Annotated in this window: 24 protein-coding genes; 9 read left to right on the top strand and 15 right to left on the bottom strand. The window is 71.3% G+C overall.

The genetic code is table 11. From position 1 onward, the window contains the following. Positions 1–34: 34 nt before the first annotated feature. Both AB0M70_RS41780 and AB0M70_RS41775 read left to right on the top strand, forming a co-directional pair. Positions 35–1,810, top strand: coding sequence for a prolyl oligopeptidase family serine peptidase (locus AB0M70_RS41780; protein ID WP_365829057.1), 1,776 nt, complete (start codon positions 35–37; stop codon positions 1,808–1,810). A 111-nt stretch (positions 1,811–1,921) separates the two neighbouring features. Further along, positions 1,922–2,752 (top strand): SURF1 family protein, encoded by an 831-nt coding sequence (locus tag AB0M70_RS41775; RefSeq protein WP_365829039.1) that lies wholly within the window; start codon positions 1,922–1,924, stop codon positions 2,750–2,752. 63 nt (positions 2,753–2,815) lie between these two features. On the opposite strand, the gene AB0M70_RS41770 is transcribed toward AB0M70_RS41775, so the two are convergent. The 7 genes from AB0M70_RS41770 to AB0M70_RS41740 all read right to left on the bottom strand — a co-directional run bounded on the left by AB0M70_RS41770 (position 2,816) and on the right by AB0M70_RS41740 (position 9,475). Beyond that, positions 2,816–4,105: a hypothetical protein gene (locus AB0M70_RS41770; protein ID WP_365829037.1), complete on the bottom strand. Its 1,290-nt coding sequence runs from the start codon at positions 4,103–4,105 to the stop codon at positions 2,816–2,818. Beyond that, complete coding sequence (locus AB0M70_RS41765) at positions 4,102–4,761, bottom strand: SigE family RNA polymerase sigma factor (RefSeq protein ID WP_363210486.1); 660 nt, start codon at positions 4,759–4,761, stop codon at positions 4,102–4,104. Before AB0M70_RS41765 ends, AB0M70_RS41770 begins: the two co-directional genes overlap by 4 nt. 360 nt (positions 4,762–5,121) lie before the next feature. Beyond that, entirely contained in the window at positions 5,122–6,186 is a 1,065-nt protein-coding gene (locus AB0M70_RS41760) for an aspartate-semialdehyde dehydrogenase (RefSeq protein ID WP_365829034.1), read from the bottom strand. Beyond that, the gene (locus AB0M70_RS41755; protein WP_249588720.1) at positions 6,183–7,454 is read right to left on the bottom strand and encodes an aspartate kinase; all 1,272 of its coding nucleotides are present in this window, start codon (positions 7,452–7,454) and stop codon (positions 6,183–6,185) included. The genes AB0M70_RS41760 and AB0M70_RS41755 overlap by 4 nt, the downstream gene beginning before the upstream one ends. 276 nt (positions 7,455–7,730) lie before the next feature. Beyond that, the gene (locus tag AB0M70_RS41750) at positions 7,731–8,462 is read right to left on the bottom strand and encodes a DUF5063 domain-containing protein (protein WP_365829032.1); all 732 of its coding nucleotides are present in this window, start codon (positions 8,460–8,462) and stop codon (positions 7,731–7,733) included. Beyond that, entirely contained in the window at positions 8,455–9,054 is a 600-nt protein-coding gene (recR, locus tag AB0M70_RS41745; RefSeq protein WP_125514107.1) for a recombination mediator RecR, read from the bottom strand. The genes AB0M70_RS41750 and recR overlap by 8 nt, the downstream gene beginning before the upstream one ends. Positions 9,055–9,133: 79 nt before the next feature. Beyond that, complete coding sequence (locus AB0M70_RS41740) at positions 9,134–9,475, bottom strand: YbaB/EbfC family nucleoid-associated protein (protein WP_125514106.1); 342 nt, start codon at positions 9,473–9,475, stop codon at positions 9,134–9,136. A 311-nt stretch (positions 9,476–9,786) separates the two neighbouring features. Here AB0M70_RS41740 and AB0M70_RS41735 point away from each other — a divergent pair, with 311 nt between their 5' ends. Beyond that, positions 9,787–10,593 (top strand): SLATT domain-containing protein, encoded by an 807-nt coding sequence (locus AB0M70_RS41735; protein WP_365829029.1) that lies wholly within the window; start codon positions 9,787–9,789, stop codon positions 10,591–10,593. A 100-nt stretch (positions 10,594–10,693) separates the two neighbouring features. Here AB0M70_RS41735 and AB0M70_RS41730 read toward each other — a convergent pair whose 3' ends face one another. The 5 genes from AB0M70_RS41730 to AB0M70_RS41710 form a co-directional block, all read right to left on the bottom strand. After that, on the bottom strand, positions 10,694–11,344 hold the full coding sequence (locus AB0M70_RS41730; RefSeq protein ID WP_365829027.1) for a hypothetical protein: 651 nt from the start codon (positions 11,342–11,344) through the stop codon (positions 10,694–10,696). 98 nt (positions 11,345–11,442) lie between these two features. After that, on the bottom strand, positions 11,443–13,869 hold the full coding sequence (locus AB0M70_RS41725; RefSeq protein WP_365829025.1) for a dolichyl-phosphate beta-glucosyltransferase: 2,427 nt from the start codon (positions 13,867–13,869) through the stop codon (positions 11,443–11,445). After that, a complete protein-coding gene (locus tag AB0M70_RS41720; protein ID WP_365829023.1) occupies positions 13,866–14,579 on the bottom strand; it encodes a GntR family transcriptional regulator in 714 nt (237 codons plus the stop codon). The genes AB0M70_RS41725 and AB0M70_RS41720 overlap by 4 nt, the downstream gene beginning before the upstream one ends. Positions 14,580–14,723: 144 nt before the next feature. Further along, on the bottom strand, positions 14,724–16,091 hold the full coding sequence (locus tag AB0M70_RS41715) for an aspartate aminotransferase family protein (protein ID WP_365829021.1): 1,368 nt from the start codon (positions 16,089–16,091) through the stop codon (positions 14,724–14,726). A 232-nt stretch (positions 16,092–16,323) separates the two neighbouring features. After that, complete coding sequence (locus AB0M70_RS41710; RefSeq protein ID WP_365829019.1) at positions 16,324–16,803, bottom strand: hypothetical protein; 480 nt, start codon at positions 16,801–16,803, stop codon at positions 16,324–16,326. Positions 16,804–16,875: 72 nt separating this feature from the next. Here AB0M70_RS41710 and AB0M70_RS41705 point away from each other — a divergent pair, with 72 nt between their 5' ends. Both AB0M70_RS41705 and AB0M70_RS41700 read left to right on the top strand, forming a co-directional pair. Next, positions 16,876–17,604: a response regulator transcription factor gene (locus AB0M70_RS41705; RefSeq protein ID WP_365829017.1), complete on the top strand. Its 729-nt coding sequence runs from the start codon at positions 16,876–16,878 to the stop codon at positions 17,602–17,604. After that, positions 17,604–18,965: a HAMP domain-containing sensor histidine kinase gene (locus AB0M70_RS41700; protein ID WP_365829015.1), complete on the top strand. Its 1,362-nt coding sequence runs from the start codon at positions 17,604–17,606 to the stop codon at positions 18,963–18,965. The genes AB0M70_RS41705 and AB0M70_RS41700 overlap by 1 nt, the downstream gene beginning before the upstream one ends. Here AB0M70_RS41700 and AB0M70_RS41695 read toward each other — a convergent pair. Then, a complete protein-coding gene (locus AB0M70_RS41695; RefSeq protein ID WP_365829013.1) occupies positions 18,898–19,710 on the bottom strand; it encodes a VTC domain-containing protein in 813 nt (270 codons plus the stop codon). The two genes, AB0M70_RS41700 and AB0M70_RS41695, sit on opposite strands and share 68 nt — an antisense overlap. Next, a complete protein-coding gene (locus AB0M70_RS41690) occupies positions 19,707–20,372 on the bottom strand; it encodes a DUF4956 domain-containing protein (RefSeq protein WP_365829011.1) in 666 nt (221 codons plus the stop codon). Before AB0M70_RS41690 ends, AB0M70_RS41695 begins: the two co-directional genes overlap by 4 nt. Positions 20,373–20,550: 178 nt before the next feature. Between AB0M70_RS41690 and AB0M70_RS41685 the strand changes: the two genes are divergently transcribed. The 4 genes from AB0M70_RS41685 to AB0M70_RS41670 all read left to right on the top strand — a co-directional run bounded on the left by AB0M70_RS41685 (position 20,551) and on the right by AB0M70_RS41670 (position 25,479). Continuing rightward, a complete protein-coding gene (locus AB0M70_RS41685; RefSeq protein WP_365829009.1) occupies positions 20,551–21,147 on the top strand; it encodes a DJ-1/PfpI family protein in 597 nt (198 codons plus the stop codon). A gap of 20 nt (positions 21,148–21,167) precedes the next feature. Continuing rightward, on the top strand, positions 21,168–21,695 hold the full coding sequence (locus tag AB0M70_RS41680; protein ID WP_365829055.1) for a helix-turn-helix domain-containing protein: 528 nt from the start codon (positions 21,168–21,170) through the stop codon (positions 21,693–21,695). A gap of 78 nt (positions 21,696–21,773) precedes the next feature. Then, the gene (locus tag AB0M70_RS41675) at positions 21,774–23,795 is read left to right on the top strand and encodes a serine/threonine-protein kinase (RefSeq protein ID WP_365829007.1); all 2,022 of its coding nucleotides are present in this window, start codon (positions 21,774–21,776) and stop codon (positions 23,793–23,795) included. 127 nt (positions 23,796–23,922) lie between these two features. Beyond that, the gene (locus AB0M70_RS41670; protein WP_365829005.1) at positions 23,923–25,479 is read left to right on the top strand and encodes a substrate-binding domain-containing protein; all 1,557 of its coding nucleotides are present in this window, start codon (positions 23,923–23,925) and stop codon (positions 25,477–25,479) included. Here AB0M70_RS41670 and AB0M70_RS41665 read toward each other — a convergent pair. Continuing rightward, positions 25,476–26,759: an adenylosuccinate synthase gene (locus tag AB0M70_RS41665; RefSeq protein ID WP_363210469.1), complete on the bottom strand. Its 1,284-nt coding sequence runs from the start codon at positions 26,757–26,759 to the stop codon at positions 25,476–25,478. The two genes, AB0M70_RS41670 and AB0M70_RS41665, sit on opposite strands and share 4 nt — an antisense overlap. Positions 26,760–26,773 lie beyond the last annotated feature (14 nt).

Here is a 26,773-nt window from a genome sequence, read left to right as displayed (position 1 = left end):
GGACACGGCTGCGGGCGGGGACGCGGGTGCGCCGATGCCGGACTGGGAGAAGCGGTTCCGTGCGCCGCGGGTCTCCCTGCCGGACTGGGCCGAGGACGCCCCCGACCGCTCCTTGTTCGTGTCGAACGCGACAGGGACGTACGAGCTGTACGCGTGGGACCGCGCGACCGGCGAGCAGCGCCAGGTGACGGACCGGCCGAACGGCACGACGGACGGGGTGCTCACGCCGGACGGCGAGTGGATCTGGTGGTTCAACGACACGGACGGCGACGAATTCGGCGTGTGGATGCGCCAGCCGTTCACGGGCGGCGGCACCGACGAGCCCGCGGTGCCGGGACTCGACCCGTCGTATCCGGCGGGCCTCGTCCTCGCGCGTGACGGACGGATGTCCGTGGTCGGCCGCTCGACGGACGACGAGGGCTCGACGATCCATGTCGTACGGGCGCCCGGCGCGGACCCCGTCGAGATCTACCGCCATCGCGAGTCCGCGGGCGTCGGCGACCTCTCCCACGACGGTTCGCTGATCGCCGTGGAGCACACGGAGCACGGCGACGCGATGCACTCCACCCTCCGGGTGATCAGGCCGGACGGCTCCACGGTCGCCGAGCTCGACGACACCGAGGGCGGCACGGTCGAGCTGGGCCTTGAGGTCCTGGGCTTCGCGCCGGTCGACGGGGACACGCGGCTCCTCGTCGGGCATCAGCGGCGCGGCCGCTGGGAGCCGATGGTGTGGGACGTCGCGACGGGCGAGGAGACGGACCTGGCGCTCGACCTGCCGGGTGACGTGAGCGCGGAGTGGTATCCGGACGGCTCCGCCCTGCTCATCGCGCACAGCTTCGAGGCCCGCAGCGAGCTGTTCCGGTACGGCTTCGCCTCGGGTGACCTCGTCAGGGTGGAGACGCCCGCGGGGTCGGTGTCGGGGGCGACGGCACGGCCGGACGGCAGCGTGGAGTACCTGTGGTCGTCGGCCGCCGAGCCGCCGGTGGTGCGCTCGACGTCGGGCGGCGTCGTGCTCGACCCGCCCGGCATGAAGGCCCCGGCGTCCGTGCCGGTGGAGGACGTGTGGGTGGAGGGCCCCGGCGGCCGGGTGCACGCCCTCGTACAGAAGCCCGCCGGTGCGGCCGGCCCCCTCCCCACGGTCTTCGAGATCCACGGCGGTCCCACGTGGCACGACAGCGACGCGTTCGCGGCGGGCCCCGCGGCCTGGGTGGACCACGGGTACGCGGTGGTGCGCGTGAACTACCGCGGCTCGACCGGTTACGGCAGGGAGTGGACAGACGCCCTCAAGCACCGGGTCGGCCTGATCGAGCTCGAGGACATCGCCGCGGTGCGGGAGTGGGCCGTGACGTCGGGCCTCGCCGACCCGGACCGCATCGTCCTGGCCGGCGGCTCCTGGGGCGGGTATCTCACGCTCCTCGGCGTCGGCACGCAGCCCGACGCCTGGGCGGTGGGCCTGGCCGCGGTCCCCGTCGCGGACTACGTGACGGCGTACCACGACGAGATGGAGGCCCTGAAGGCCATGGACCGCACGCTCCTCGGCGGTACGCCGGAGGAGGTCCCGGAGCGCTTCGAGGCCTCGTCCCCGCTGACGTACGTGGACGCGGTGAAGGCCCCGGTCTACATCTCCGCGGGCGTGAACGACCCGCGCTGCCCGATCCGCCAGGTCGAGAACTACGTGGACCGGCTCAAGGCGCGGGACGCGGTGCACGAGGTGTACCGCTATGACGCCGGGCACGGCTCGCTCGTCGTGGACGAGCGGATCAAGCAGGTGCGGTTGGAACTGGACTTCGCCGAGCGGCACCTCCGCTAGCCCGACCGCGGGGTCGGGGGGCCGCGGGGGCGGGGGGCGGCGGGTTCGGGGAGCGACGGATTCGGCAACCCCGCGGCCTCTCCCCCACGGGCGCCCCCGTACCGTGGGGGTGTGTACCGGTTCCTGCTGACGCCCCGCTGGTGGGGGATCAACGTCTTCGTACTGCTGGCCATCCCCGTCTGCGTCTTCATGGGGTCATGGCAGTTGGGGCGGTTCGAGGACCGCGTCGAGGCGCATGACGCCGCTCAGCAGCAGGCGGACCGGCAGGCCTCGCCCACCCGGACCGAGGAGAAGGCACGGCCGCTGGACTCGATGCTCCCCGTGGACAAGGAGACGTCCGGGGAACAGGTGTCGGCCACGGGACGGTACGGCAGGCAACTGCTTGTGCCGGGCCGGGAGTTGGACGACAAGTCGGGGTTCTACGTCCTGACGCTGCTGCGTACCGAGAGCGGCAAGGACCTGCCCGTCGTACGCGGCTGGCTCCCCGGCAAGGCGAGCGCGGCGAAGGCTCCCGAGGCGCCCTCCGGCGAGGTCACCGTGACGGGCGCGCTCCAGGCTTCCGAGAGCCCCGGTTCGAACGGGGTCAGCGCGGCCGGAGGACTGCCGGACGGACAGCTGGGCGCCATCAGCGCGGCCTCGCTGGTGAACGTGGTCAAGGACGACGTGTACGACGCCTGGGTCACCCTGGCGAAGGGTGACTCCGGGATGAAGGCGGTGCCCGCGGCCGCGCCGGAGAACTCCGGGCTCGACCTCAAGGCATTCCAGAACCTCGGCTACACCGGCGAGTGGTTCGTGTTCGCGGGGTTCGTCGTCTTCATGTGGTTCCGGCTGTTCCGGCGGGAGCGGGAGTTCGCGCGGGACGCCGAGCTGGGGCTCCTGCCGGAGGACACGGCCACGGGTGACGGAACGACCGAATCAGCTGCCGGGGTTCGCGCGGGCTGACTCCCGCCCATACGGCGGCCGGGCCGGAACCTTTCAAAGGTTCCGGCCCGGCCACTTCTGTGCTTACGACGCCGACAGCATCCCCGTCCGGTACACCGTCCCCGCGCACGCGTTGACGATCGTCGCGCCTGCGGCGGGCGAACCCTGGGGGGCGGTGAGCGACACCGTCACGCCGCCGTCCAGTACGCCGCCGTCCTCGCGCACCATCTGGGGCTCGGCGCCACCCGGCGTGCCGCCGTCCGTGCCGCCGTTCTCGGTGGGGGTCGGGTCGGGCGAAGGCTCGCCGCTGTCCGTCGGACACGCCTCCGAAGGCACCCAGGCGAACTTCACCTCGTACGCGGCGCCCGGCTGGAGGACCAGGGAGCTGACCGCCTGCGACGGGTCCGGGAGGCCCGTCGCCGCGTCGCCCGCCACGTGGTCGGTGACGAGGATCTTCGCGGGATCGGCCGCCCCCGTGGTCGCCGTGCTCACGCTGCCCGGGGCGCTGACCGTACAGCTGCTGCCGGAGACGTTGGCGACGCGGAACGTGCCGTACACCTTGCCGTCGGCCTCGGCCACGCCCGCGCTGCCCGAGGCGTTGCCAAGCTGGTCCACCGCGCAGGCGGGCGAGCCCGCGGACTCCGTGCCCGCCGGGTCGGGGCCGCCGGTCGCGCCGCCGCTGGCCTCGCCCTTCCCCTTGCCGTCCTTCTTGCCCTTCTTGTCCTTCTTGTCCTTGGACTTGGAGGGCCCGGAGCCGCTGCTCTCGCCCTTCTCCCCGCCGCCGGGACCCTTGCCCTGGCTCGAACCGCCCTGCGTCTGCTCACTGTTGCCCGCGATCGACGGCCGGTCGTCCGAGCCGCCGCCGGAGTTCGTGACGTGTACGAGAGCGGGGATGGCGGTGCCGATGAAGAGTGCGGCGGCCGCCATGCCGACCACGGCCTGCCGCTTGCGCTGTCGCCGCGCCGGCACCGCATGCCGCAGGCGCTCCAGGGCGCGGTCACCGGGCTCGATCTCCTGGACCGCCGAGCGCATCATCCTGCGCAGCGCCAGCTCGTCGGCGCCGGAGCCTTCGTCTCCACCGAAGAGGGAGTCCAACGGGGAACCCGCCCCGGATCCCTTGCTCTCGGCGGTCTCCACAGCCTCGGTGGCCTCAGGAGCCTCAGCAGCCTCGCCGCCCTCGTCGCCCCCGGGGTCCTCGGTCACGGGCTCTTCGGCCCCGGACCCCTCGGACCTCGCCCCGCCCTCTGCGGCGCCTGTCTCGTTCTCGGAGGCGGTGGGCTCGTCGCCCTGGCCGTGTTCCACAGTTCCGTCCCCAGCACGCTGCTCAAACTCGGCGCTCTCGTCCTGCTCGCGCCCGTACTCATGCTCGCTCATGCCGGTGCCTCCATGGCGACCCGCAGAGCCGCGATCCCGCGCGAGCCGTACGCCTTCACCGACCCCAGCGATATGCCCAGGGTCTCGGCGACCTGCGCCTCGGTCATGTCCGCGAAGTACCGCAGGACCAGGACCTCGCGCTGACGGCGCTGGAGGCCGCGCATCGCCTTGATCAGCTCGTCGCGCTCAAGGAGGTCGTACGCACCCTCCTCGGCGCTCGCCATGTCGGGCATCGGCTTCGAGAGCAGCTTCAGCCCGAGGATGCGGCGGCGCAGCGCGGACCGCGAGAGGTTCACGACGGTCTGGCGCAGATAGGCGAGCGTCTTCTCCGGGTCCCGGACGCGTTTGCGCGCCGAGTGCACCCGGATGAACGCCTCCTGCACCACGTCCTCGCACGAGGCCGTGTCATCGAGAAGCAGCGCCGCCAGGCCGAGGAGCGACCGGTAGTGGGCGCGGTAGGTCTCGGTCAGGTGGTCGACTGTGGTGCCCGCGCTCATCGCCTCTTCAGCGCCCTCGCGCTGCGTCGGGATGCGGGCCGATCTCGTGGTGGGCATGGGGGCGATCACCGGCATGCCGGCGGGCGCACGGGGACGGCGGGGCGGGCGCAGGGTCGCACCCCTCGCCTGAACCGCTGTGAAATCGAGAACCTCTGCCACGCCAGTTGGACACGCCTACCCCCTGGAGGGTTGTACGCATCGCGCGGCGCGTTTGCGGCAGGCAGCGTCGCCGTCGGTGACGCTGCATCAATTGCCCCCATGCGTACCAGCTCTTCCCCTATGCCCAATTTTCGCAGCGCTCAGGTCACGCCCCCGGGAGGGCGCTCGCAAAGACGCGCCCCGCCCTGCTGCTGGTTGCAGAGGACGGGGACGAATATCTTCGAACGCTTATGGCGAATCTTCGAACGTGGCAATGGTCCAGATCAAGCGATCCCGGCCACCAAGTTGGACACAGAATTTACACAGATCCCACAGGGACTCCCGCGCCGGGGACCGGTCAAGGGATGAGATCGGGACCGGTCAGTGCTGGCGCCCGGTGAGCTCCGCCGCCACCAGCTCCGCGATCTGGGCCGTGTTCAGCGCGGCCCCCTTGCGCAGGTTGTCCCCGCACACGAAGAGCTCGAGGGCCGTCGGATCGTCGAGTGCGCGCCGCACCCGGCCCACCCAGGTCGGGTCGGTGCCGACCACGTCGGCGGGCGTCGGGAACTCCCCGGCGGCCGGGTCGTCGAACAGCACGACGCCCGGGGCGGTGGCCAGGATCTCGCGCGCGCGGTCCACCGTGACCTCGTCCTCGAAGCGTGCGTGCACGGTCAGGGAGTGCGTGGTCACGACCGGCACGCGTACGCAGGTCGCGGCGACCTTCAGGTCGGGCAGGCCGAGGATCTTGCGGGACTCGTCCCGCACCTTCATCTCCTCGGACGACCAGCCGTCCTCCCGCAGCGTCCCGGCCCACGGCACCACGTTCAGCGCCACCGGCTCCGGGAAGGGCCCGGTGTCGTCGCCGACGGCACGGCGTACGTCACCGGGGCTCGTGCCGAGATCCGAACCGGCCACCAGCTTCATCTGGCGGCGCAAGGTGTCCACGCCGTCCCGCCCGGCGCCGCTCACGGCCTGGTACGAGGAGACGATCAGCTCGCGCAGGCCGAACTCGGCGTGCAGCGCGCCGATGGCCACGATCATCGAGAGCGTCGTGCAGTTGGGGTTCGCCACGATGCCGCGCGGGCGTACGCGCGCGGCGTGCGGATTGACCTCCGGGACGACAAGGGGCACGTCCGGGTCCATCCGGAAGGCGGCGGAGTTGTCCACGACGACGACGCCCTTTGACGCCGCGATGGGCGCCCACTGCGCGCTGACCTCGTCGGGGACGTCGAACATCGCCACGTCGACACCGTCGAAGACTTCCTCGGCGAGCGCGTGGACCTCGATCTCCTCACCGCGCACGGCCAGCTTCTTGCCGGCCGAGCGCGGTGAGGCCACGAGTCGGATCTCGCCCCAGATGTCGGCGTGCTGCGACAGGATCTGGAGCATGACCGCGCCGACGGCCCCGGTCGCTCCGACGACCGCGAGCGTCGGCTTTCCGGTCATCGCCCGGTGCCTCCATAGACCACGGCCTCGTCCGTGTCGGAGTCGAGGCCGAAGGCGGTGTGCACGGCACGCACGGACTCGTTCGCGTCATCGGCGCGGGTCACGACCGAGATGCGGATCTCGGAGGTCGAGATCAGCTCGATGTTCACGCCCGCGTCGCTGAGCGCCTCGAAGAAGGCGGCGGTGACGCCGGGGTTCGTCTTCATGCCCGCGCCGACCAGCGAGATCTTGGCGATCTGGTCGTCGTAGCGGAGCGAGTCGAAGCCGATGGCCGACCGCGTCTTCTCCAGGGCGTCGATCGCCTTGCGGCCCTCTGCCTTGGGCAGGGTGAACGAGATGTCCGTGAGTCCGGTCGAAGCGGCCGACACGTTCTGGACGATCATGTCGATGTTGACCCCGGAGTCCGCGATGGCGCGGAAGATCGAGGCGGCCTCACCCGGCTTGTCCGGCACGCCGACGACCGTGATCTTGGCCTCCGAGGTGTCGTGCGCGACACCGGAGATGATGGCCTGCTCCACCTTGCGGTCCCCTTGCGGTTCGTTGCTGACCCACGTGCCCTGCAGTCCGCTGAAGGACGAGCGCACGTGAATCGGGATGTTGTAACGGCGGGCGTACTCCACGCAGCGGTGGAGGAGCACCTTGGACCCGGAGCTCGCGAGCTCCAGCATGTCCTCGAACGAGATCCAGTCGATCTTCTGGGCCTTCTTCACCACACGGGGGTCGGCGGTGAAAACGCCGTCCACGTCCGTGTAGATCTCGCAGACCTCGGCGTCGAGCGCGGCGGCGAGGGCGACAGCGGTCGTGTCCGACCCGCCGCGGCCCAGCGTGGTGATGTTCTTGCCCTCCTGGCTGACACCCTGGAACCCCGCGACGATGGCGATGTTGCCCTCGTCGATGGAGGCCCGGATGCGGCCCGGCGTGACATCGATGATCCGCGCTTTGTTGTGGACGGAGTCGGTGATGACACCGGCCTGGCTGCCCGTGAACGACTGGGCCGCGTGACCCAGGTTTTTGATCGCCATGGCCAGCAAGGCCATGGAGATCCGCTCCCCGGCGGTCAGCAGCATGTCGAATTCACGCCCGGCAGGGATCGGGGAAACCTGCCCGGCAAGATCGATCAACTCATCCGTCGTGTCACCCATGGCGGACACCACGACAACGACCTGATGGCCGTTCTTCTTGGCGTCGACAATCCTCTTGGCGACCCGCTTGATGCCCTCGGCATCGGCTACGGAGGAGCCTCCGTACTTCTGCACGACAAGGCTCACGTGCGCTCCTCGCTCAGTCCGTCTTCACCGCACTGCTGCGGTCGGCTCAGTCTAACGAGCGGCCGAAATTCGCCGCGCGGATATCACATGGTGAGATGTCCCGCCCACCAGGTGATCACCCCTCGGCATACGTTCCCGCTGCTCGGGACGTACGTTTCGACCGCTCGGCTTGGCACATGCCCAGCGGGGAGTCGGACACTCCGGAAAGTGGGGCGGGTCACAGCGAGCCACGGGGAGCGGGCGGGGCCATGACCTCGGCCCGGCCCCTCCCGGGGACTACTTGACCGTCCTGAGGCCCAGGGGCCCGGCGATCTCCTCCGCCATGACCTTGCCCGCCGCCTCCGCGAGGGCCTCTTCCGCCAGGTCCTCGTCCGTGTCCAGGCCGTCGAGGTCTTCCAGGGGCTGGTTCAGGCGGACGTGGGCCACCAGGGACTGGAGGGCGCGGAGGGTGGCCGAGGCCGTGGAGCCCCAGTTGGAGAAGTACGAGAACTGCCACCACCACAGGGCCTCGGTCGTGCGGCCCGCGCGGTAGTGGGCCAGGCCGTGGGAGAGGTCCGCGACGACGTCCGCGAGGTCGTCGGAGATGCGGGCCGGCACCGGGGCCTTGCGCGGTTCGTACGGGTCGAAGACCTCGGAGTAGACGTCCACCGGCTCCAGCATGGCGGCCAGGCGTTCGCGCAGGTCGTCCACGTCGCGCTCCGGGCCGAGGTCCGGTTCGTAGCGCTCGTCGGGGACGATGTCCTCGTGCGCGCCCAGGCGGCCGCCGGCCAGGAGGAGCTGGGAGACCTCCAGAAGGAGGAAGGGCACGGCCGAGTCCGGCTCGTCGCCCTTGGCGACCTCGGTCACCGCCACGATGAAGCTCTCGATCTGGTCCGAGATCTGCACCGCGAAGGAGTCCGGGTCCTGGGCGGAGGCGTGCAGCAGGACGGCTGGCTCGTGCGCCGGGACCGCGGCCCGAGCCGGGGTTTCCGCCGGATGCGTGGACTCTTCTTGCTGCTTCTTAGACATCTAGGAGTCGTCTCCCCTCGAAGGCGCGGCCCAGGGTGACCTCGTCCGCGTATTCCAGATCTCCCCCGACAGGGAGCCCGCTGGCCAGGCGGGTGACCTTCAGGCCCATGGGCTTGATCATCCGTGCGAGGTACGTCGCCGTCGCCTCGCCCTCCAGGTTCGGGTCCGTGGCCAGAATCAGCTCGGTGACCGTGCCGTCCGCCAGGCGCGCGAGGAGTTCTCGTATGCGCAGGTCGTCCGGGCCGACCCCTTCGATCGGGCTGATCGCTCCGCCCAGTACGTGGTACTTCCCCCGGAACTCGCGCGTACGCTCGATCGCCACGACGTCCTTGGGCTCCTCGACCACGCAGATGACGCTGAGGTCGCGGCGCGGGTCGCGGCAGATGTTGCAGAGCTCTTCCTGCGCGACGTTCCCGCAGGTCGCACAGAAGCGGACCTTGTCCTTCACCTCGAGGAGGGCGTGGGCGAGGCGGCGTACGTCCGTCGGCTCCGTCTGCAGGATGTGGAAGGCGATCCGCTGCGCGCTCTTGGGACCGACGCCGGGCAGCCTGCCCAACTCGTCGATGAGGTCCTGAACCACGCCTTCGTACACGGGGTGCCTTTCCCTTTCCTGTTCCTGCTCTTGCCGAGTATGGAGCTTTGATACGTACGGTAGTTGGCCCGTGGCCCTCTTAGAAGGGAAGGCCCGGGATGCCTCCGCCGCCCAGGCCCTGTGCCAGCGGGCCCAGCTTCTGCTGCTGGAGCGTCTGCGCGTTCTCGTTCGCCGCCTGGACCGCCGCGACGACCAGGTCCGCGAGGGTCTCGGTGTCCTCCGGGTCGACCGCCTTGGGGTCGATCACCAGGCCGCGCAGCTCACCGGAACCGGTGACCGTCGCCTTGACGAGGCCGCCGCCCGCCTGGCCTTCGACCTCCGTGCGCGCGAGCTCCTCCTGCGCGGTCGCGAGGTCCTGCTGCATCTTCTGGGCCTGCTGGAGCAGCTGCTGCATGTTGGGCTGGCCACCACCGGGGATCACGATCAGCTCCTGTTTTGGTTGGTCTGTCGGCAGGTCTGTTGGTGGGTCTGGCAGTGCTTTTTCCACCTGGAATGAGCCTACGTGGTCGAGGGTGCCCTCGCCCCAGCACTCTTTCGAGTGAGACCGGCCGTCCTCCTATACCTGATCAAGCACCTCTTCCGGGCGGAAATACCGTGAAAACGGGCTCACGGCCACCCATTGGGCGGTAGGACTGGGGCTGCGCATGCGCACCAACCGTCACCGTGCGAACACCGTACGGAACTGCCGCAGGGGACGGTCAGGGATCTCGTAGAGGTAAGAGGGAGTGCCGGGTGAGCCAGCCGGAGATGCAGCCCGAGGGGGTGCCCCAGGAGGGGCAGGGTGCCGGGGCGGGTGCGCACCAAGGCGGCCCTGGAGGTGTTCCCGGGGGTGCTTCCGGTGGGGTGTCCGGGGGTGGCGACGGCTCGCGGACCGGGGATCTGACGGGGCGGGCCTTTCCTGGCGGCGACTGGGGCGAGCCTGCCCAGCGGCTCGACGAGCTGTACCGGTGGGTGGAGCGGGGGGCGCTGAACACCGCCGAGTGGTACCTGTCCGACCGGGCCTGGAAGCGGCGCGGGGCGCGGCTCGCGCGGGTGGGGGCGGCGGTGGGGGCCGTGGGCGCGGGGGTTCTTCCGCTGCTCGATCTCGCGGGGGCGGTGGAGGGTGTCGCCACCTGGGGGTTCGTCTCGTTGCTCGCGGGGGCGGCGTGCGTGGCGTGCGACCGGTTCTTCGGGCTCACGTCCGGGTGGATGCGGGACGTGGCGACCGCGCAGGCCGTGCAGCGGCGGCTTCAGGTGCTGCAGTTCGACTGGGCGTCGGAGAGTGTGCGGGAGGTTCTCGGGCCCACGGAGGGGACCGCCAGTGAGGCTGCCGAGCGGTGTCTCGGGGTGCTTCGGCGGTTCTCGGAGGATGTGACGGAGCTTGTGCGGGCCGAGACCGCGGACTGGATGGTGGAGTTTCGGTCGGGTCCTGCGCCGTTGGCCATGCAGGCGGTGGTTCCCGCCTCCCGGGGGGAGGCGGGCTCCCCTCCCGTCCGGGCCGCCCTGCCGCCGGGGGCTCGGCCGAACATGCCTAGGCAGCGGCCGCCGGAGCCTCGGTGAGGGGGCTTGTACGGGGTCCAAGGCGCTCCCTGGACCCTGTACAAGATGGCCTCAAACGCCGGCCGGGCTGAAAGGTACCGGACGGGCTGAAAAGTGGTGGTCAGCTGTAGATGATCATTGAGCCCTGGGCCAGGCTTCGGGTTGTTGCTGCGTGGAGGCCCAGCCATACGTGGCGTTCCCTGGCGAAGGGGCTGGCGTCCGGGGGGGCCGGGGCCGCCGGTTCCTCCAGGGACGTGGGGGCCTCGGGCGGGGTCGGCGGGCGTGGGGGGTTGGCCGCGTCGATGCCGATGGACGGGGCCACGAACTCCAGCTCCCGGAGCAGCGCCTGGGACGAGCCCAACGGACCTCCGCCCGAGAGAAGTTCGTCGTTCGAGAGCGGCGCGGGGAAGTCGACGGGGACGTACGCACCCGCGTGGTCGTAGTGCCAGACCAGATGCGACTGCTGGGCCGTCGCGTCGAACATCTCCAGCAACTGCTCGTAGTCCCCGCCCAGTTCGTCCACCGGCGTGACCTCGAGGCCGCAGACCTGGAGCAGGTAGGCCCGGCGCAGGAAATGCAGCGCGTCGTAGTCGAAGCCCGCGACCGGGGCCACGTCCCCGGAGAGGCCCGGCATGTAGGCGAAGACGGGAACGGGCGGCAGGCCCGCCTCGTGCAGCGCCTTGTCGTACGTCGCGATCTCCTCCGCGAAGGGGTTGTCGGGGCTGTGGCACAGCACGTCGACGAGCGGGACCAGCCACAGGTCACAGGCCAAGGGTGCTCCTCAGGTCAGGCTCAAAGGCTCATACTCGGGCGGCATATCGGACGTCGGATGTTCCTCGCGTGCAGGCAGCGTAGTCCGGGCGGACGCCCCTAGCTCCCCTTGTGCAGATCCCAGATCCACACCCCGTCTACCCACTTTCCGGGTCGGTCAAGGAGTCCCTCCACCGTCTCCCGCAGTTCGGCGTCGTGCGGTTGTGGGGCCAGGACCAGGACGCCCGCCTTCCAGTACGCCAGATCCTCGCGCGCCGCCCCGCGCCACGCGTCCGTGATCTGCGGGGCGCGGCCCGATGAGCGGACGTCCCGCAGGAGGTTGGAGGTGTTGCGGGGCGAGGCGCCGTAGATCCCGATGCGGTCCGGGCCCCAGGGCCCGTTGAAGTAGCCGCCGGGCAGGCTGAAGCCCAGGCCCGCGGTGGTCTGCCAGTGCAGCGCCTCCGCGCCCGCCGGGTCCGGCAGCGGTATCGGTACGAGGGTCTCGCCCTCGCCCACGTACTTCCGCCACGTCCCGTCGGCGATGAACTCCGGGGGCCGCGACCGCTCCACCGCCTTCAGCGGCGCCGGCACGATCGGCAGGAGCGCGAGGGCGACCGCGGCCACGCCCGCGTACCGCGCGGCCGTCATGGGGCGCGCGGAGGTGAGGAGGCCGGCCAGCGCGAGCGCCACCAGCATGCCGAGCGCCGGGGCGCACACCATGGCCACCCGCGACTCGATGACCGACTCGAAGAGGGGTGCGTGAGCGAGGGGCGCCCAGGGGCCCGGCAGCACGATGTCCGTGAGCGGGATGCGGAACTTCGGGCCGAGGGAGAGGAAGGCCGCCGCGAGGACCGTGCAGGCCAGCGCCTTCACCACCGCCCGCTCCCAGAGACGTACGACGATCGCGAAGGCCAGCGCGGCCAGGGGCCAGCCGTAGAACGCGTTCTGCTCGGTCGGGTTCTGCGAGAGGGCGGACGCCGTCTCCTCGTTGCCCGCCAGCGAGCGTTCCGCGAAGGAGATGAGCGCCAGCGGGCTGTTGCCCGCGTTGTCGCCGTGCAGCACGCTCGTGTAGCTCTGCGGCCCGAAGAACTGCCAGTAGAGCGGGAACGCGACCAGCGGCAGGGTCACCGCCACCGCCACCGAGAGGCCGCGCGCCAAGGGGCGGAACGTTTCCCTCGCCACCTCACGGCGCACCACGCCGTACGCCGCGGCGAACAGCAGCATGCCCACCGCCGCGAGCAGCAGCGGCTCCTCGCCGAGGAAGATCTGGTACGTCGTGAAGAGCCCGAGGACGACCCCGTCGCGTACGACCCGGGTGCCCTCGCAGAGCCGCAGCGCCCTGTCGATGATCGGCGGGATCATGAACAGGACCATGAAGTTCGGGTGCGCGTGCGCGTGGCTGATCATCGGTGGCGCGAAGGCCGCGAGGGCCGCGCCGACGGCTGCCGCGCCCCGGTGGCACACGAGACGCTTGCGGATCAGCCAGTACCAGGCGACGCCGGTCGCGGCCAGGCCCAGCGTCATCGCCGCGTTGAGGGCGACGGCCGGGCCGAAGAGCCAGGTCACGGGGGCGAAGGGGACGGAGAGGCCGAGCATGACCGTGTTGGCCATCAGGTTCACGCCGTCGGGGAAGTTCTGCAGGTGCGTGAAGAGGGGGTTGTGGAGGTGGCGGACGTTGTCCGCCGTCACCGCGAAGAACCACTCCCACTGATTCTGGTCCTGGAGGGAGTCGGGAAGGTAGCGGGAGCCGGGTGCGATCAGGCGGCCCGAGTAGAGGGTGACCGCCATGGCCAGGAAGAGCGCCACCACGAGCAGGTCCTTCGGGCGGACCGTACGGGCCTTGAGCGAGGTCAGCTCGGCGAGGACCTTCACGTAGTCGAACGGGCGGACCTTCGAGCCCTCCTGGTGCGCCCAGCGCACCGGCACCTCGGCGACCGGCCATCCGGAGCGGCGGAAGTACTGCAGTATCTCGACGTCTATGCCCCAGCCGCGCAGCCGGGACGCGGCGAAGGCCTCGCGGGCACGGTCGCCGTCGAAGAGCTTGAAGCCGCACTGGGTGTCGCGGACTCCGGGGACGGCGACCGTTCGTATCAGGAAGTTGCCGGTACGGCCGAGGAGTTCGCGCAGGCGGTGCTGGTGGGCCTCGATCGTGGCGCCCGCTCCCGCGCGGGAGCCGATCGCGGCCGCCTGGCCGTCGGTGAGCGCCTTGTCGAGGCACTCCAGCTCCTCGATGGGCGTGGCCAGGTCGGCGTCGGTGATCAGGACGCGGTCGCCGCGCGAGGCGAGGACGCCGAGGCGCAGGGCGTGGCCCTTGCCGCGGTTGCGGCCGGAGTGGATGAGCCGGACGCGGGGGTCGGCGGCCTCGGCGTCGGCCGCGATGTCGAGGGTGCCGTCGGTGGAGCCGTCGTCCACGACGATCAGCTCCCACCGGGTGCGGTCGCCGTCCGCGTACCCCTGGTCGAGATACGCCCGGATCGCGGCGAGCGTGGGGGCCAGGCGCCGCTCCTCGTTGTAGGCGGGGACGACGACGGTCAGATCCACGCTCATGCAGCGGCCAGCCGCTCGATGAGGGCGAGTGAGTGGGCGTTGTACTCGTCGATGATCGCGTGCGCGGACGTGGGGTCGCGGTGCGCGAGGGCGTCGACGAGCTCGGTGTGCCGGGCCCACAGGGTGCCGCGCAGGTCGCCGTCGCCGCGTTCGACGGCGCGGCGCAGGTAGGTGACGGCGCAGACCCAGGACTGGACGCGGATGCGGTGCAGGAAGTCCGAGAGGTAGGGGTTGCCGAAGAGGGCGCTGAGCTCGCGCCAGAAGCGCAGGTCGTAGCCGATGAGGACGTTCAGGTCGCCCGCGCAGGCGGCGCGTGCCGCTTCCTCGCCGCGGCGGCGTACGGAGATCAGCGCGGCGGTGGTCTCCTTGTGGCTCTTGGGGCCCAGCGGGGTGCCGTTCTTCGCGAGGTCGCGGAAGATTCCGTCGGCGACGAGGCCGCGGGCCTCGAGCATGCCGCGGTAGTCGGCGAGGGTGTGCTCGTGGACGCGGTAACCGCGGTGCTGGTCGGCGTCCAGGAGGCCCTGCGCGGCGAGGTTCACCAGGGCCTCGCGGACCGGGGTCGCGGAGACGCCGTACTGCTCGGCGATCTCCTTGACGGTGAACTCCTGCCCCGGCTCCAGACGGCCGCCGAGGATCTCGTCGCGCAGCGCGTCGGCGATCTGCTGGCGCAGAGTGCTGCGGATGACGGCGGAGCCGTCGGTGCCGGGCATCTGGGTTCCCTCGCGGAGTCGTCTTGGCGGTCGTCGTTCGCTTACGAGCACGTCAGACTACGCGGTCGGGGTTCCCGGGGCCGGGCGTGCGGTTTCCCGTCGCCCGGCGGCCGGGTCCCCACACAGGGTTCACCGTGAAGGCGGTTACACGGTGTGCTTGTCCGCCTCCGTCAGCGCTACGTCCAGCGCTGCGAGGCCCTCCTTGGCCTCCGTGTCCGTGATGTTGCACGGGGGGACCACGTGGGTGCGGTTCATGTTGATGAAGGGCCACAGGCCCTGCTTCTTCGCGGCGGCGCCGAACGCGGCCATCGGGGCGTTCGCCTCGCCCGTGGCGTTGTACGGGACCAGCGGCTCGCGGGTCTCCTTGTCCTTCACCAGCTCAAGGGCCCAGAACATGCCGAGGCCACGGACCTCACCGACGCTCGGGTGCCGCTCGGCGAGCTCCGCGAGGGCGGGCGCGATGATCTCCGTCCCGACGCGGGCCGCGTTCTCGACGACTCCCTCGTCCTCCATGACGTTGATCGTCGCGACGGCGGCGGCGCAGGCCAGGGGGTGCCCGGAGTACGTGAGACCGCCCGGGTAGGGCCTGCGGGCGAACGTCTCGGCGATGGCCGAGGAGATCGCGACGCCGCCGAGCGGGACGTAACCGGAGTTCACGCCCTTGGCGAAGGTCAGCAGGTCGGGCACGATCCCGCCGTCGAAGTGCTCGGCGGCGAACCACTTGCCGGTGCGGCCGAAACCCGCCATCACCTCGTCGAGGACGAAGACGATGCCGTGACGATCGCAGATCTCGCGTACGCCCTTGAGGTAGCCCGGCGGCGGGGTCATGATGCCGGCGGTCCCGGGGACGGACTCCAGGATGATCGCCGCGATCGTCTGCGGGCCCTCGAAGGCGATGGTGTCCTCGAGGTGCTGGAGGGCGCGCTCGCACTCCTGCTGCTCGTTCTCGGCGTAGAAGGGGCTGCGGTAGAGGAACGGCGCCCAGAAGTGGACGACGCCCGACGTGCCGTTGTCCGAGGCCCAGCGGCGGGGGTCGCCGGTGAGGTTGATCGCGGTGGAGGTGCCGCCGTGGTACGAGCGGTAGGCGGAGAGGACCTTGGGGCGGCCGGTGTGCAGGCGCGCCATGCGGGTCGCGTTCTCCACGGCCTCGGCGCCGCCGTTGGTGAAGAAGATCTTGTCGAGGTCGCCGGGGGTCCGCTCGGCGATGAGGCGTGCGGCCTCGGAGCGGGCCTCCACGGCGAAGGCGGGGGCGAAGGTCGTCATCTCCGCCGCCTGCTTCTGGATGGCGGCGACGACCTTGGGGTGCTGGTATCCGATGTTGGTGAAGACGAGGCCGCTGGTGAAGTCGAGGTAGCGGTTGCCGTCGTAGTCCCAGAAGTACGAGCCCTCGGCGCCGGCTACGGCGAGGGGGTCGATCAGCTCCTGTGCGGACCAGGAGTGGAACACGTGCGCGCGGTCTGCTGCCTTGACGGCGGCGCCGACCTGGGGGTTCGGGTTCGGCTGAGGGGTCATGGGGGCGAGGGTAAATGTCCACGATGCGGATGGGACATGGGCGGTGTGTTTTGTGGGGGTCGGGGGGACTGGACAGTGTGTCTGGCCCCTGGGCCCTGGGGTGGGTCGAACTGCTTTCTCCCCAACCCCGCCCCTTCCCGAAAACCCGCTCTGGCGCGGGGGCCTTGCGTACCCCCATCACCGGCTTCGCCGAGTTCGTCCTCAAACGCCGGACGGGCTGGAACAGGCTGGATCAGTCGTCCGCATCCGCCACCACCCTCGCCCGCGGCTCGCCCCCCTCCCCGCAGCGGATCTCGTACGGCAAGTCGTCCCTTTCGTCGTCGTCGCTCGGTTCTGCCTCCAGGCGGGTCACCGCGGCCGGGCCCCGTTCCACGTCGTCGTCGATGTGGAAGCCGTCCGCCGGGCTCCATGAGACGAGGTACACCGTGCCGTCGGGGCGGCACTCGACCGTTGCCGTGCCGCCCGTGAAACGCAGGGTCGACCGGTCGGAGGCCGTTTTCGTGGGGGCGCTCGGGGTGGCCGAGGTCGGGGTCGGCCGGGGGGACGCCGAGGTCGCCGCCAGCGCCCTTTCCACCGCGGCCTCGTCCAGGGGACGGCTGTGTGCCGCGCCCCCGCCGTCCGCGGTGGCCAACTGCCAGGCGCCGAGCGCCCCTGCGGCCGTGCCCACGCCCACCCATGCCGCGGTCACCACCGCGCTGCGCCACTTCCTCATCCGGCCACTGTGCCGCACAGTTTCCTAACGCCCGGTTAAGGGCTACCCAAAGCACCTGACTACGGTGGATGTATGGCGCATCTTCTTGTCGTGGAGGACGATCCCCAACTGCGCGGTGCCCTGGTGCGGGCCCTGCGCGACAAAGGGCACGCCGTCGCCACCGCGCCCAGCGGCATGGCGGGCCTGGACGCGGCGGTCACCCACCGCCCCGACCTCGTCGTGCTCGACCTGGGGCTGCCGGACGTGGACGGCGGGCAGGTGCTGCGCATGCTCCGCGCCGTCAGCGACGTACCCGTCATCGTCGCGACCGCGCGCGACGACGAACCGGAGATGGTGGCGATCCTGGAGGACGGGGCCGACGACTACATCGTCAAGCCGTTCGGCGCCGCCCAGTTGGACGCCCGCGTCAAGGCCGTCCTGCGGCGGCTCGGCGCGGCCGACGTGGCGGAGGAGCCCCTGCGGGTGGGAGGGTTGTCCGTAGACCCGGCTGCCCGCGAAGTCACCCTGGACGCGCGCCCCTTGGACCTCACCCCGCGTGAGTTCGACCTCCTCGCCTACCTCGCGCACCGCCCCGGCCAGGTGATATCCCGCCGCGAACTCCTCGCCGAGGTGTGGCAACAGCCCCTGGGCGGTGCCGACAAGACGGTCGACGTCCACCTCTCCTGGCTCCGCAGGAAACTTGGAGAGACGGCTCAGGCCCCTCGTTACCTCCATACGGTCCGCACGGTCGGCGTGAAGCTGACCCCGCCGGAGCCACCGGACGGCGCGGGAGCCCCTGCCCAAGGTCCCGGGGCCCGCTGATGCGGCGCAGCCTGCTCCTCCTCACCGCCGCCACCACCGCCCTCGTGCTCACCGCTCTCCTGGTGCCCCTCACCCTCCTCACCCGCACCCACGCGGCCGACCGCACCACCGCCGAGGCCACCGCTCGGGCCCAGTGGGTGGCGCACGCGCTCGGGCCGGCACTCGCGGGGCCCGACGAGCGCGAGACCGCCGAGCAGACCGTGGAGAGCGTCAACACCCAGGATTTGCCGACCACTTCGATCGTTCTTGGGGATGGGACCGTCATCGGGCCGGGCCCCCGGGGGCGCGTCTCGGACGCCGTACGCCTGGCCCGCACCGGTCGCGCCTTCACCTACGAGCCCTCCACCGGCGGCCGTCAGGTCCTCGTCCCCGTCCAGGGCGCGACCGGCGGCACCGCCGTCGTGCAGGTCACGGTGACCGAGCGGCAGTTGTACGCCGGCACCATGACGTCCTGGCTCGTGCTCGCCGGGATCGGGGTCGGCCTCGTGCTCATCGGGCTGCTCCTCGCCGACCGGCTCGGTGCCCGTCTGGTCGGCGCCACCCGCCGCCTGGCCGGCACCGCGGACCGGCTCGCCGCGGGCGACCTCACCGCACGCGCCACTCCCGAGGGCCCGCCCGAGCTGCGCCTGGTCGCGGGTGAGCTGAACCGCCTCGCCACCCGCATCGACGAACTCCTCGCCGCCGAGCGCGAGAACGCCGCCGACCTCGCCCACCGCCTGCGCACCCCCGTCGCCGCCCTGCGCCTGGACGCCGAGACCCTCCTCGCCCGGAGCGACTCCGAGGAGGCGCACCGCGTCGCCGCGGACGTCGCCGCCCTGGAACGCAGTGTCGACGACGTGATCCGCAAGGCCCGCAGGACCTTCCGGGACGCCCCGTACGCGGACCTGGCCGCCGTCGCCCGCGAACGTGCCACGTTCTGGCTGCCGTTGGCCGAGGACCAGGGGCGCACGACCGAGATCGCGGCAGGGGAGGACGCGCACCCCCTGCCCGCGCCCGTGCCCGTTTCCGAGGACGATCTGGCCGCCGCCATCGACGCGCTCATCGGCAACGTCCTGGACCACACCCCCCAGGGCACCCCGTTCCGCGTCACCGTCCGCACCGACCCGGCGGGCGGCACCGAGCTCACCGTCGCCGACGAGGGCCCCGGCCTCCCGCCCACGTACGCGGCCGAACGCGGCACCAGCGGCGGCGGCTCCACCGGCCTCGGCCTGGACATCGCGCGCCGCACGGCCGAGGACGCGGGCGGCACCTTCGCCATCACGTCGGACGCCACCCGCGGCACCCGCGTGACCCTCACCTTCCCGGCTGCGCCCCCGCGGCCCGCGGAAACGCGACCCGGACCGCCCGCGCCCACCGGTTGACCCCCAACTCGGGCCGCAGCGCCGCGAACCCGCCGCAGTACTTCGTGAAGTCCGCCGCCCGCACCCCGTACCGGTGCAGGACCCGGTCCGCCTCCGTCAGATGGCCCTGGGTCTTGGTCTCCACCAGGACGAGCCCGGAGTCCGCCGCCACCGACCGCCCGGTGGCCACGTCCCGCACGACGAGCCCCGCGTCGCACGTGATCCGCTGGCCGTCGGCCACGAAGGTCGCCCGCTGGTACTCGGTGACCAGCGCCGTGGTCAGCCCGCCGGGCGCCTCGATCCCGTACGACCCGCTCAGCACCCCCGCGAGGAACCCCTGCCGCTCGGCGTCGAGCACGCGGTCCTCGCCCTCAAGGCGCTGGCGGTGCTTGACCGTCTCGCCGCGGCCGCTCTTCAGCTTGATCTCGAACTGCCGCTCGCCGCTGTCCTGGTAGACCCGCTCCCGGATGCGGTAGCGCAGCCGTCTGCCCTGCCGGTGGTGGTGGTAGGTGAGGAGCTCGGGGGTGTCGTAGTACGTCGAGTGGTAGCTGAACCAGCGCTTTCCGCCGATGCTCAGGGCCCGGAACGGGCCCGACGCGCGGCGCGGGTCCGTGAGCAGCGCCGCCAGGTCGTCGAAGATCTCGACCGGCACCAGGTAGCTGTGGTCGTAGCGGGCGAGCAGTTCGGCCCGCGCGTTCACCTCGTCGAGCGAGATGGGGTGCGCGGCGAGCGCGGCCCGTCCGATGGCGCGTACGGCGGGGTTCACACGGTCTCCTTCTGGTAGGGGACGGCAGGCGTGCGGGACCGGGTCGTGCGGCGTCGTGGTGCTGTACGTACGAACTCCCCGGCCCGCTCGGAAGGTTCCGGTTGCCGGAAACGGACTTCCAGAACCATCAAGTCCCGTACGTAGTCGACCTCCCGGACGTTCCAGCCGAGCGGCTGCCCGAGGCGCCGGGCCAGCTCGGCGCGGAGTGCCGTCTCCTCGCGGTACACGGCGTCCAGGGTGACGACCGCGCGCCGGTCGGCGGCGAAGAGGCGGGGGTGGTCGGCGCCGTACATCACCAGGAGCAGCACGGCCGCGAGCCCGGCGGCGACCGGGAGATCCAGGCCCGGGAGCCCGCAGAGGAGACCCAGGACGAGGGTGATGAAGTAGTACGCCACTTCCTGGTGCTGCAGCGCGTCCGAGCGGAGCCGCACGATCGAAAGCACCCCGAAGAGCCCGAACCCGAGCGCGAGCCCGCCGTTGCCGCCGGCGCTCGCGAGGGCGGAGACGACGGCGAAGAGCGCGACGTTCAGGGCGAGGTAGGCGGGGACCAACTCCCTTCTGCGGTGCCGCGGATAGAAGACCCCGAAGGTCAGGAGGGTCACGGCCACCAGGTCGAGGCCGAGGTGGGCGGCCATCTGTCCGAGGTTCTCTGCGCTGTCCATGACCAGGACGCTAGGGACCGGCGGGTTAAGGGCGCCCCCGGCGCGGGTTAACGAGCCGAGCCGGGGCCGAAGCCGGGGCCGGGATCGAAGCCGCCTTCCCAAGCCATTGACAGTATGCTGTCGTGCTGACAGCATACTTACATCACAGCACGACGGAGCCAAGCCAACGGAGGCAGCTATGTCCCGCAAGCCCGTGCACCTCGCCGTCTACGACACGCTCGCCGACTGGGAGACCGGATTCGCCACGGCGTTCCTCGCCCGCGCCGGATACGAGATCCGCACCGTCGCCGCTGACGCGTCGGCCCTCGTCACCACGGCGGGCGGCGTCCGCATCCAGCCCGACGTGGCCCTCGCCGACCTGCGGCCCGAGGACAGCGCGCTGCTGATACTGCCGGGTGCCGACCTGTGGGACGCGGGCGACGACCTCGCCCCGTTCGGCCGCGCGGCCCGCGCCTTCCTCGACGCGGACGTCCCGGTCGCCGCGATCTGCGGGGCCACCGCGGGTCTCGCGCGGGAGGGGCTGCTCGACGACCGCGCGCACACCAGCGCGGTGTCGTTCTACCTCGCGGCCACCGGATACAAGGGCGGCGAGCGGTACGTGGACGTGGACGCCGTCACCGACGGCGAGCTGACCACGGCGGGGCCGACCGAGCCGGTGGCCTTCGCGCGCGAGATCCTCGGGCGGCTCAAGGCCTTCGAGGGCGAGAAGCTCGACGCCTGGTACCGCCTGTTCCACGACTCGGACGCGTCGGCCTACGAGGTGCTCGAATCGTGAGCGCCGACGCGGACCGCGCGGTGCGGGAGCAGCAGGAACTGTTCTCCCGCACCGCCCTCGGGGTCTTCAGGCTCAACGGACAGTTCCTCTCCGTGGCCGACGAGTTGGCGAGACCGGGCGGGCTGACCGCCGCCTGGTGGCAGGTGCTCGGCGCCGTCCTGCGCGAGCCCCTGCCCGTCGCCGGGATCGCCCGCTCGATGGGCATCACCCGGCAGAGCGTGCAGCGCATCGCCGATCTCCTCGTGCGGCGCGGCCTCGCCGAGTACGTGCCGAACCCCGCCCACCGCCGCGCCAAGCTCCTGCGCCCCACGGACGAGGGCCTGGCCGCCGTCCGCAGGATCAGCCCCGGCCACGCGGACGTGGCCGCGCGGCTCGCCGAGGCTCTCGGCGAGGAGGAATTCGCGGAGACCGTACGGGTATTGGAGCGGCTTTCCGAAGTGCTGGGCGAGAAAGTCCTTCCCGCCATGGAAGGAAATGCGGCGGATACGGCGGCGGATACGGCACAGGGCACGGCGGCGGATACGGAACAACCCGTTACGGAGCCGTAGCGGGCAGTCCGCACCCGATGTCCTGCCGCCCCACTATCCTCGATCTGTTGCACACCAACGGGGGAGGTCGGCGCGGCGATGGAGAAACTGGGGTCCGGGGATCCACAGCGAATAGGCGCCTATCGACTGCTCGCGCGACTCGGCGCGGGCGGCATGGGGCACGTCTATCTCGCACGGTCCGACCGAGGGCGGACGGTCGCGGTGAAGCTCGTGCGCGAAGAGCTCGCCGAGCAGGAGGAGTTCAGGAACCGCTTCCGGCAGGAGGTGCTTGCGGCGCGGCGGGTCGGCGGCGCGTGGACGGCGCCGGTGCTCGACGCGGACACCGAGGCGACGATCCCCTGGCTGGCCACGGGATATGTCGCGGGCCCCTCCCTGCAGAGCGTCATCTCGCAGGACCACGGGCCGCTGCCCGAGCGGTCCGTGAAGATCCTGGCGGCCGGGCTCGCCAACGCGCTCAAGGACATCCACGCGGCGGGCCTCATCCACCGCGACCTCAAGCCGTCGAACGTGCTCGTCACCATCGACGGACCGCGCGTCATCGACTTCGGCATCGCCCGCGCCCTCGAGACGGTGACCGACGGCGGCCTGACCCGCACCGGCGCGCTCGTCGGTTCGCCCGGCTTCATGGCTCCCGAGCAGGTGCGGGGCGACCGGATCACCCCGGCCTGCGACGTGTTCTGCCTGGGCTCGGTCCTCGCGTACGCGGCTTCGGGCGCGCTGCCGTTCGGCACGGCCAACAGCGGCGTACACGCGATGATGTTCCGTATCGCGCAGGAGGAACCGGACCTCCAGGGGCTGCCGGAGGAACTGGCCGAGCTGGTCGGCGACTGCCTGCGCAAGAACCCCGCAGACCGGCCGACCCTGCAGCAGCTCCTCGAGCGGACGGGTGCCGAGGACACGCTCGGCGACGGCGGCCGGACGCGGGACCCCTGGCTGCCGGGCGCGCTGGTGGCCCAACTGGGCAGGCACGCCGTGCAGTTGCTGGACACGGAGAATCCGGACGAGGGCGGCGCGGAGACGCCGTCCGCGAAGGACCCCGAGGCGAAGGACTCCGCACCGAAGGACCCTGCGGCGAAGGGCCCCGGTGCGCCGGTGTCGCTCGCGCCGCCGAAGGAACTGGCCGCGGGAAGCGCGGGCGCCGCGGCAGCCGGGGCCGGGGCTGCTGCCGGGGCCGCTGCCTCCGCCTCCCCTGAAGGGAACGGCGCCAAGCCGGGGCCCGTCGCCGGTGACACCCCGCCGCCGCCGGGCAGGCCCGGCGAGGCGACCCCCTTGGACCACCTCCCCACGATGATCACGGGGCAGACACCGCCGCCCACTCCCCCGCCGGGACAGGCGTACGGCTACCCCCAACAGCACCCGCAGCAGCACCCTCAGCCCCAGCAGCACCCCCAGCAACCGCCGCCGCCCGGCTACGGCTACCCCCAGCAGGGCCCGTACGGCCCCACGCCTCCCTACGGACCCACACCTCCGTACGGCCCCCTCGTCCACCCCCAGGGCGAGCCCCCGCGCCGCAGCAGCCGGTCCACCGCCGCGCTCATCGCGGTCGCCGTCATAGTGGCCATAGGAGCGGGCGGCACGGTGTACGCGGTGATGAAGGGCGAGGGCAGCACGAAAGCGGGCGGCGCGAACTCCGACTCCCCGTCCAACAGCGCGCCCTCGACGCCGGGCACGCCCTCCGACGAGGGTTCCTCGGAGCCCGACGACCCGGCCACGTCCCCGGCGTCCGAGGACAAGAACAAGGACGAGGGCACGATCCCGGACAAGTTCCTCGGCACCTGGAGCGGGTCCATCCAGAACGACCTGGGCAGCAACTCCCGTCAGCTCGTCCTCCAGCAGGGCGAGGTCGGCGACACCGTCATCTCGATCACGGCGGACGGCCCGACCGACACGGGCGGCACGTATCACTGCGTGTTCCAGGGCAAGTTGGAGTCGGCGAGCGGCAACACCCTGCGCATCGGGCCGACGGACGTGATCGTCGGGCAGCCCGCGAGCTCGTGCAAGCCGGGCCAGGCGAGCACGGTGACGCTGCTCTCGAACGGCAGGCTGCACCGGGAGAACACGGGCACGGACAAGGGGCTCACGTATGACAAGGAAGGCTGACCAGGAGGGCTGACGGGGAGGGCTGAACCAGCCGCCCCACGTGACCAGTTGAACCCCCGGCGAACAGATCACGTCCGGACGGACAAGCGCCGTCCGGGCGCCGGCACCGCCGCCTACCGTGCCGCCCATGAACTGGTTGAGCACCGAGAACATCATCGCCGTGCTCGCCATCCTGGTCGGCATCGCCGGCGCGTTCGTCCCCGTGCTGCTCGAACGCCGCGTACCGCGCCGCAAGCGCATCGGCTACCGCAAGCAGATGGACACGGCGATAGGCGACAACGTCCGCACGGGCGACGCCAACGCGCGCCTCGGTCTCTTCGACGAGGCCCCCGAGATGTCGGACGCGACGCTCGTGCTGCTGCGCGTCGAGAACGACGGCTCGCTGCCGATCGACGTGGCCGACTACACGGGCCGCTCGCCGCACGGCCTGACGGCCGTCTTCGAGGACCGCACGATCCGCGCGGTGGCGGTGACGCTGCCGCCCGAAGCGGACCATCTGATGGAGCACTTCGCGCCCGGCACGGGCCTCGGCTACGAGTCCGGCAGGCTGCACATCCCGCGCGTGCCGCTCAACCGGGGCGAGTACTACAAGCTCCTGGTCCTGCTGACCGGCGGCCCCGTGGACAGCGGCTACACGGTCATCGGCGGCATCCAGGGCGGCGAGACGCACGAGAACCACAGTGCCGCGCCCGACGAGAAGCCGCCCGTGTTCAGCAGGCTGTCGCAGCGGGTGGCCATCGCGCTGAGCCTGGTGATCCTCGGCCTCGCCGGCCTCATCCTGCGCCCCGACGCCGAGCCGCCGCCGTCGTACTGCGAGACGGGCGGCCTCACCCTGACCGGGTCGACCGCGTTCGAGCCGGTGGCGACCGAGCTCGCCACGAAGTACATGGAGGCCTGCGAGGGCTCCGACATCGAGGTGAGCGCGCACGGGAGCCGGGGCGGCGTCAGGGAGCTGGCCTCGACGGACACGGAGCCAGGCGAGGGCTCACCGCCGGTGATCGCCTTCTCCGACGGGCCGCGCCCCGGCAGCTACACGCAGCTGAGCGAGACGCGGGTGGCGGTCTCCCTGTTCGCGGTCGTCCTGAACGACAGGGTGCCGGTCAAGAACCTCTCCACCAGGGACGTACGCCGCCTCTTCACCGGCGAGATCCGCAACTGGAAGGAGCTGCGGGGCGGCCCCGACCTGCCGGTGGTCCTGGTCAGCCGGGGGTCGAGCTCCGGCACGCGGGTCACCCTCCAGCAACGGGTCCTCAAGGGTGCTCCGGAGATCCAGGAGTCCTCCAGCGACTGCCTGACGAGGGACATCGGCCCCCGGGCGCCGGTGATCCGCTGCGAACTCGACTCCACGCAACAGGTCCTCGACACGGTCGCCGCCACTCCGGGCGCGGTCGGCTACAGCGAGCTGCGCGACACGACCGCCCTCAAGGGCGTGCACCGCGTGAGCCTGGACGGCCACACGCCGTCCGTCGACCACATCCAGTCCAGCGGCTACCCGTACCGCGAGATCGAGTACGCCTACACCTACGGCAGCCCGCCCGCCGACTCGCTGGCGTCGAGCTTCCTCGCGTACGCGATCCGCGGGAACGGACAGGACGTGGTCCGCACCCACGGGCATCTGCCGTGCCAGACGCCCGTGGGACTGCGGATGTGCGGGGAGAACCGGTCCGCCGGTGAGAACCGCTAGATGAACGAGTTGATCTCGATCGTCTCCGTGCGGCCCGGACCCACGCCGATCGCGGAGATCGGGGCGCCGGACATCTCCTCCAGGGCCTTCACGTAACCCTGCGCGTTCTTCGGCAGGTCGGAGAAGGTCTGGGCCTTGGTGATGTCTTCGGACCAGCCGGGGAGGTACTCGTAGACGGGCTTCGCGTGGTGGAAGTCCGTCTGGTTGTACGGGAGTTCCTCGACGCGCTTGCCGTCGATCTCGTACGCCACGCAGACCGGGATCTGCTCCCAGCCCGTCAGGACGTCCAGCTTCGTGAGGAAGAAGTCCGTCAGGCCGTTCACACGGGTCGCGTACCGCGCGATCGGCGCGTCGAACCAGCCGCAGCGGCGGTCACGGCCGGTGGTGACACCGCGCTCGCCACCGATGCGGCGCAGGTCCTCGCCGTCCTGGTCGAAGAGCTCGGTCGGGAACGGGCCCGCGCCGACACGCGTGGTGTACGCCTTCAGGATGCCGATGACGCGGCTGATCTTCGTCGGGCCGACGCCCGTACCCGTGCAGGCGCCGCCCGCGGTCGGGTTCGACGAGGTGACGAAGGGATACGTGCCGTGGTCCACGTCCAGGAGGGTGCCCTGGCCACCCTCGAAGAGGACGACCTTGTCCTCGTCGAGCGCGTCGTTGAGGATCAGCGTGGTGTCGGCGACGTACTGCTTGATGTTCTCGCCGTGCTCCAGGAGCTGCTCGACGATCTGGCCGACCTCGATGGCGCGGCGGTTGTAGAGCTTGGTGAGGAGCTGGTTCTTGACCTCGAGGGCCGCCTCGACCTTCTGCTCCAGGATCGACTGGTCGTAGAGGTCCTGGACGCGGATGCCGGTGCGGTTGATCTTGTCGGCGTACGTCGGGCCGATGCCGCGGCCGGTCGTCCCGATCTTGCGCTTGCCGAGGAAGCGTTCCGTCACCTTGTCGACGGTCACGTTGTACGGCGTGATGATGTGCGCGTTACCGCTGATCAGCAGCTTCGACGTGTCGACGCCGCGCTCGTTCAGACCGCTCAGCTCGGAGAGCAGGACCGACGGGTCGACGACGACTCCGTTGCCGATGACAGGCACGCAGTCCGGGGAGAGAATCCCGGAAGGGAGGAGATGCAGCGCGTACTTCTGGTCGCCTACGACGACCGTGTGGCCGGCATTGTTACCGCCCTGGTATCGCACCACATAGTCCACGGAGCCACCGAGCAGGTCGGTGGCCTTTCCCTTGCCTTCGTCACCCCACTGAGCACCGAGCAGCACAAGTGCGGGCACAGGCGTACACCCCT

This window comes from Streptomyces sp. NPDC051214 (genome assembly GCF_040682375.1).
GTDB lineage: Bacteria > Actinomycetota > Actinomycetes > Streptomycetales > Streptomycetaceae > Streptomyces.
The sequence above is the reverse complement of the archived record's forward strand: the minus strand, read 5'-3'. Positions and strand labels throughout refer to the sequence as shown.

Coding starts and splice junctions, on each gene's coding strand:
- AB0M70_RS41770 (WP_365829037.1), bottom strand. CDS start 4,105: ATGAGCGAGCATGAGTACGGGCGCGAGCAGGACGAGAGCGCCGAGTTT.
- AB0M70_RS41705 (WP_365829017.1), top strand. CDS start 16,876: ATGGCGCATCTTCTTGTCGTGGAGGACGATCCCCAACTGCGCGGTGCC.
- AB0M70_RS41760 (WP_365829034.1), bottom strand. CDS start 6,186: ATGACCGGAAAGCCGACGCTCGCGGTCGTCGGAGCGACCGGGGCCGTC.
- AB0M70_RS41725 (WP_365829025.1), bottom strand. CDS start 13,869: ATGAGCGTGGATCTGACCGTCGTCGTCCCCGCCTACAACGAGGAGCGG.
- AB0M70_RS41750 (WP_365829032.1), bottom strand. CDS start 8,462: ATGTCTAAGAAGCAGCAAGAAGAGTCCACGCATCCGGCGGAAACCCCG.
- AB0M70_RS41710 (WP_365829019.1), bottom strand. CDS start 16,803: ATGAGGAAGTGGCGCAGCGCGGTGGTGACCGCGGCATGGGTGGGCGTG.
- AB0M70_RS41715 (WP_365829021.1), bottom strand. CDS start 16,091: ATGACCCCTCAGCCGAACCCGAACCCCCAGGTCGGCGCCGCCGTCAAG.
- AB0M70_RS41690 (WP_365829011.1), bottom strand. CDS start 20,372: ATGGACAGCGCAGAGAACCTCGGACAGATGGCCGCCCACCTCGGCCTC.
- AB0M70_RS41675 (WP_365829007.1), top strand. CDS start 21,774: ATGGAGAAACTGGGGTCCGGGGATCCACAGCGAATAGGCGCCTATCGA.
- AB0M70_RS41720 (WP_365829023.1), bottom strand. CDS start 14,579: ATGCCCGGCACCGACGGCTCCGCCGTCATCCGCAGCACTCTGCGCCAG.
- AB0M70_RS41780 (WP_365829057.1), top strand. CDS start 35: ATGCCGGACTGGGAGAAGCGGTTCCGTGCGCCGCGGGTCTCCCTGCCG.
- AB0M70_RS41685 (WP_365829009.1), top strand. CDS start 20,551: ATGTCCCGCAAGCCCGTGCACCTCGCCGTCTACGACACGCTCGCCGAC.
- AB0M70_RS41700 (WP_365829015.1), top strand. CDS start 17,604: ATGCGGCGCAGCCTGCTCCTCCTCACCGCCGCCACCACCGCCCTCGTG.
- AB0M70_RS41670 (WP_365829005.1), top strand. CDS start 23,923: ATGAACTGGTTGAGCACCGAGAACATCATCGCCGTGCTCGCCATCCTG.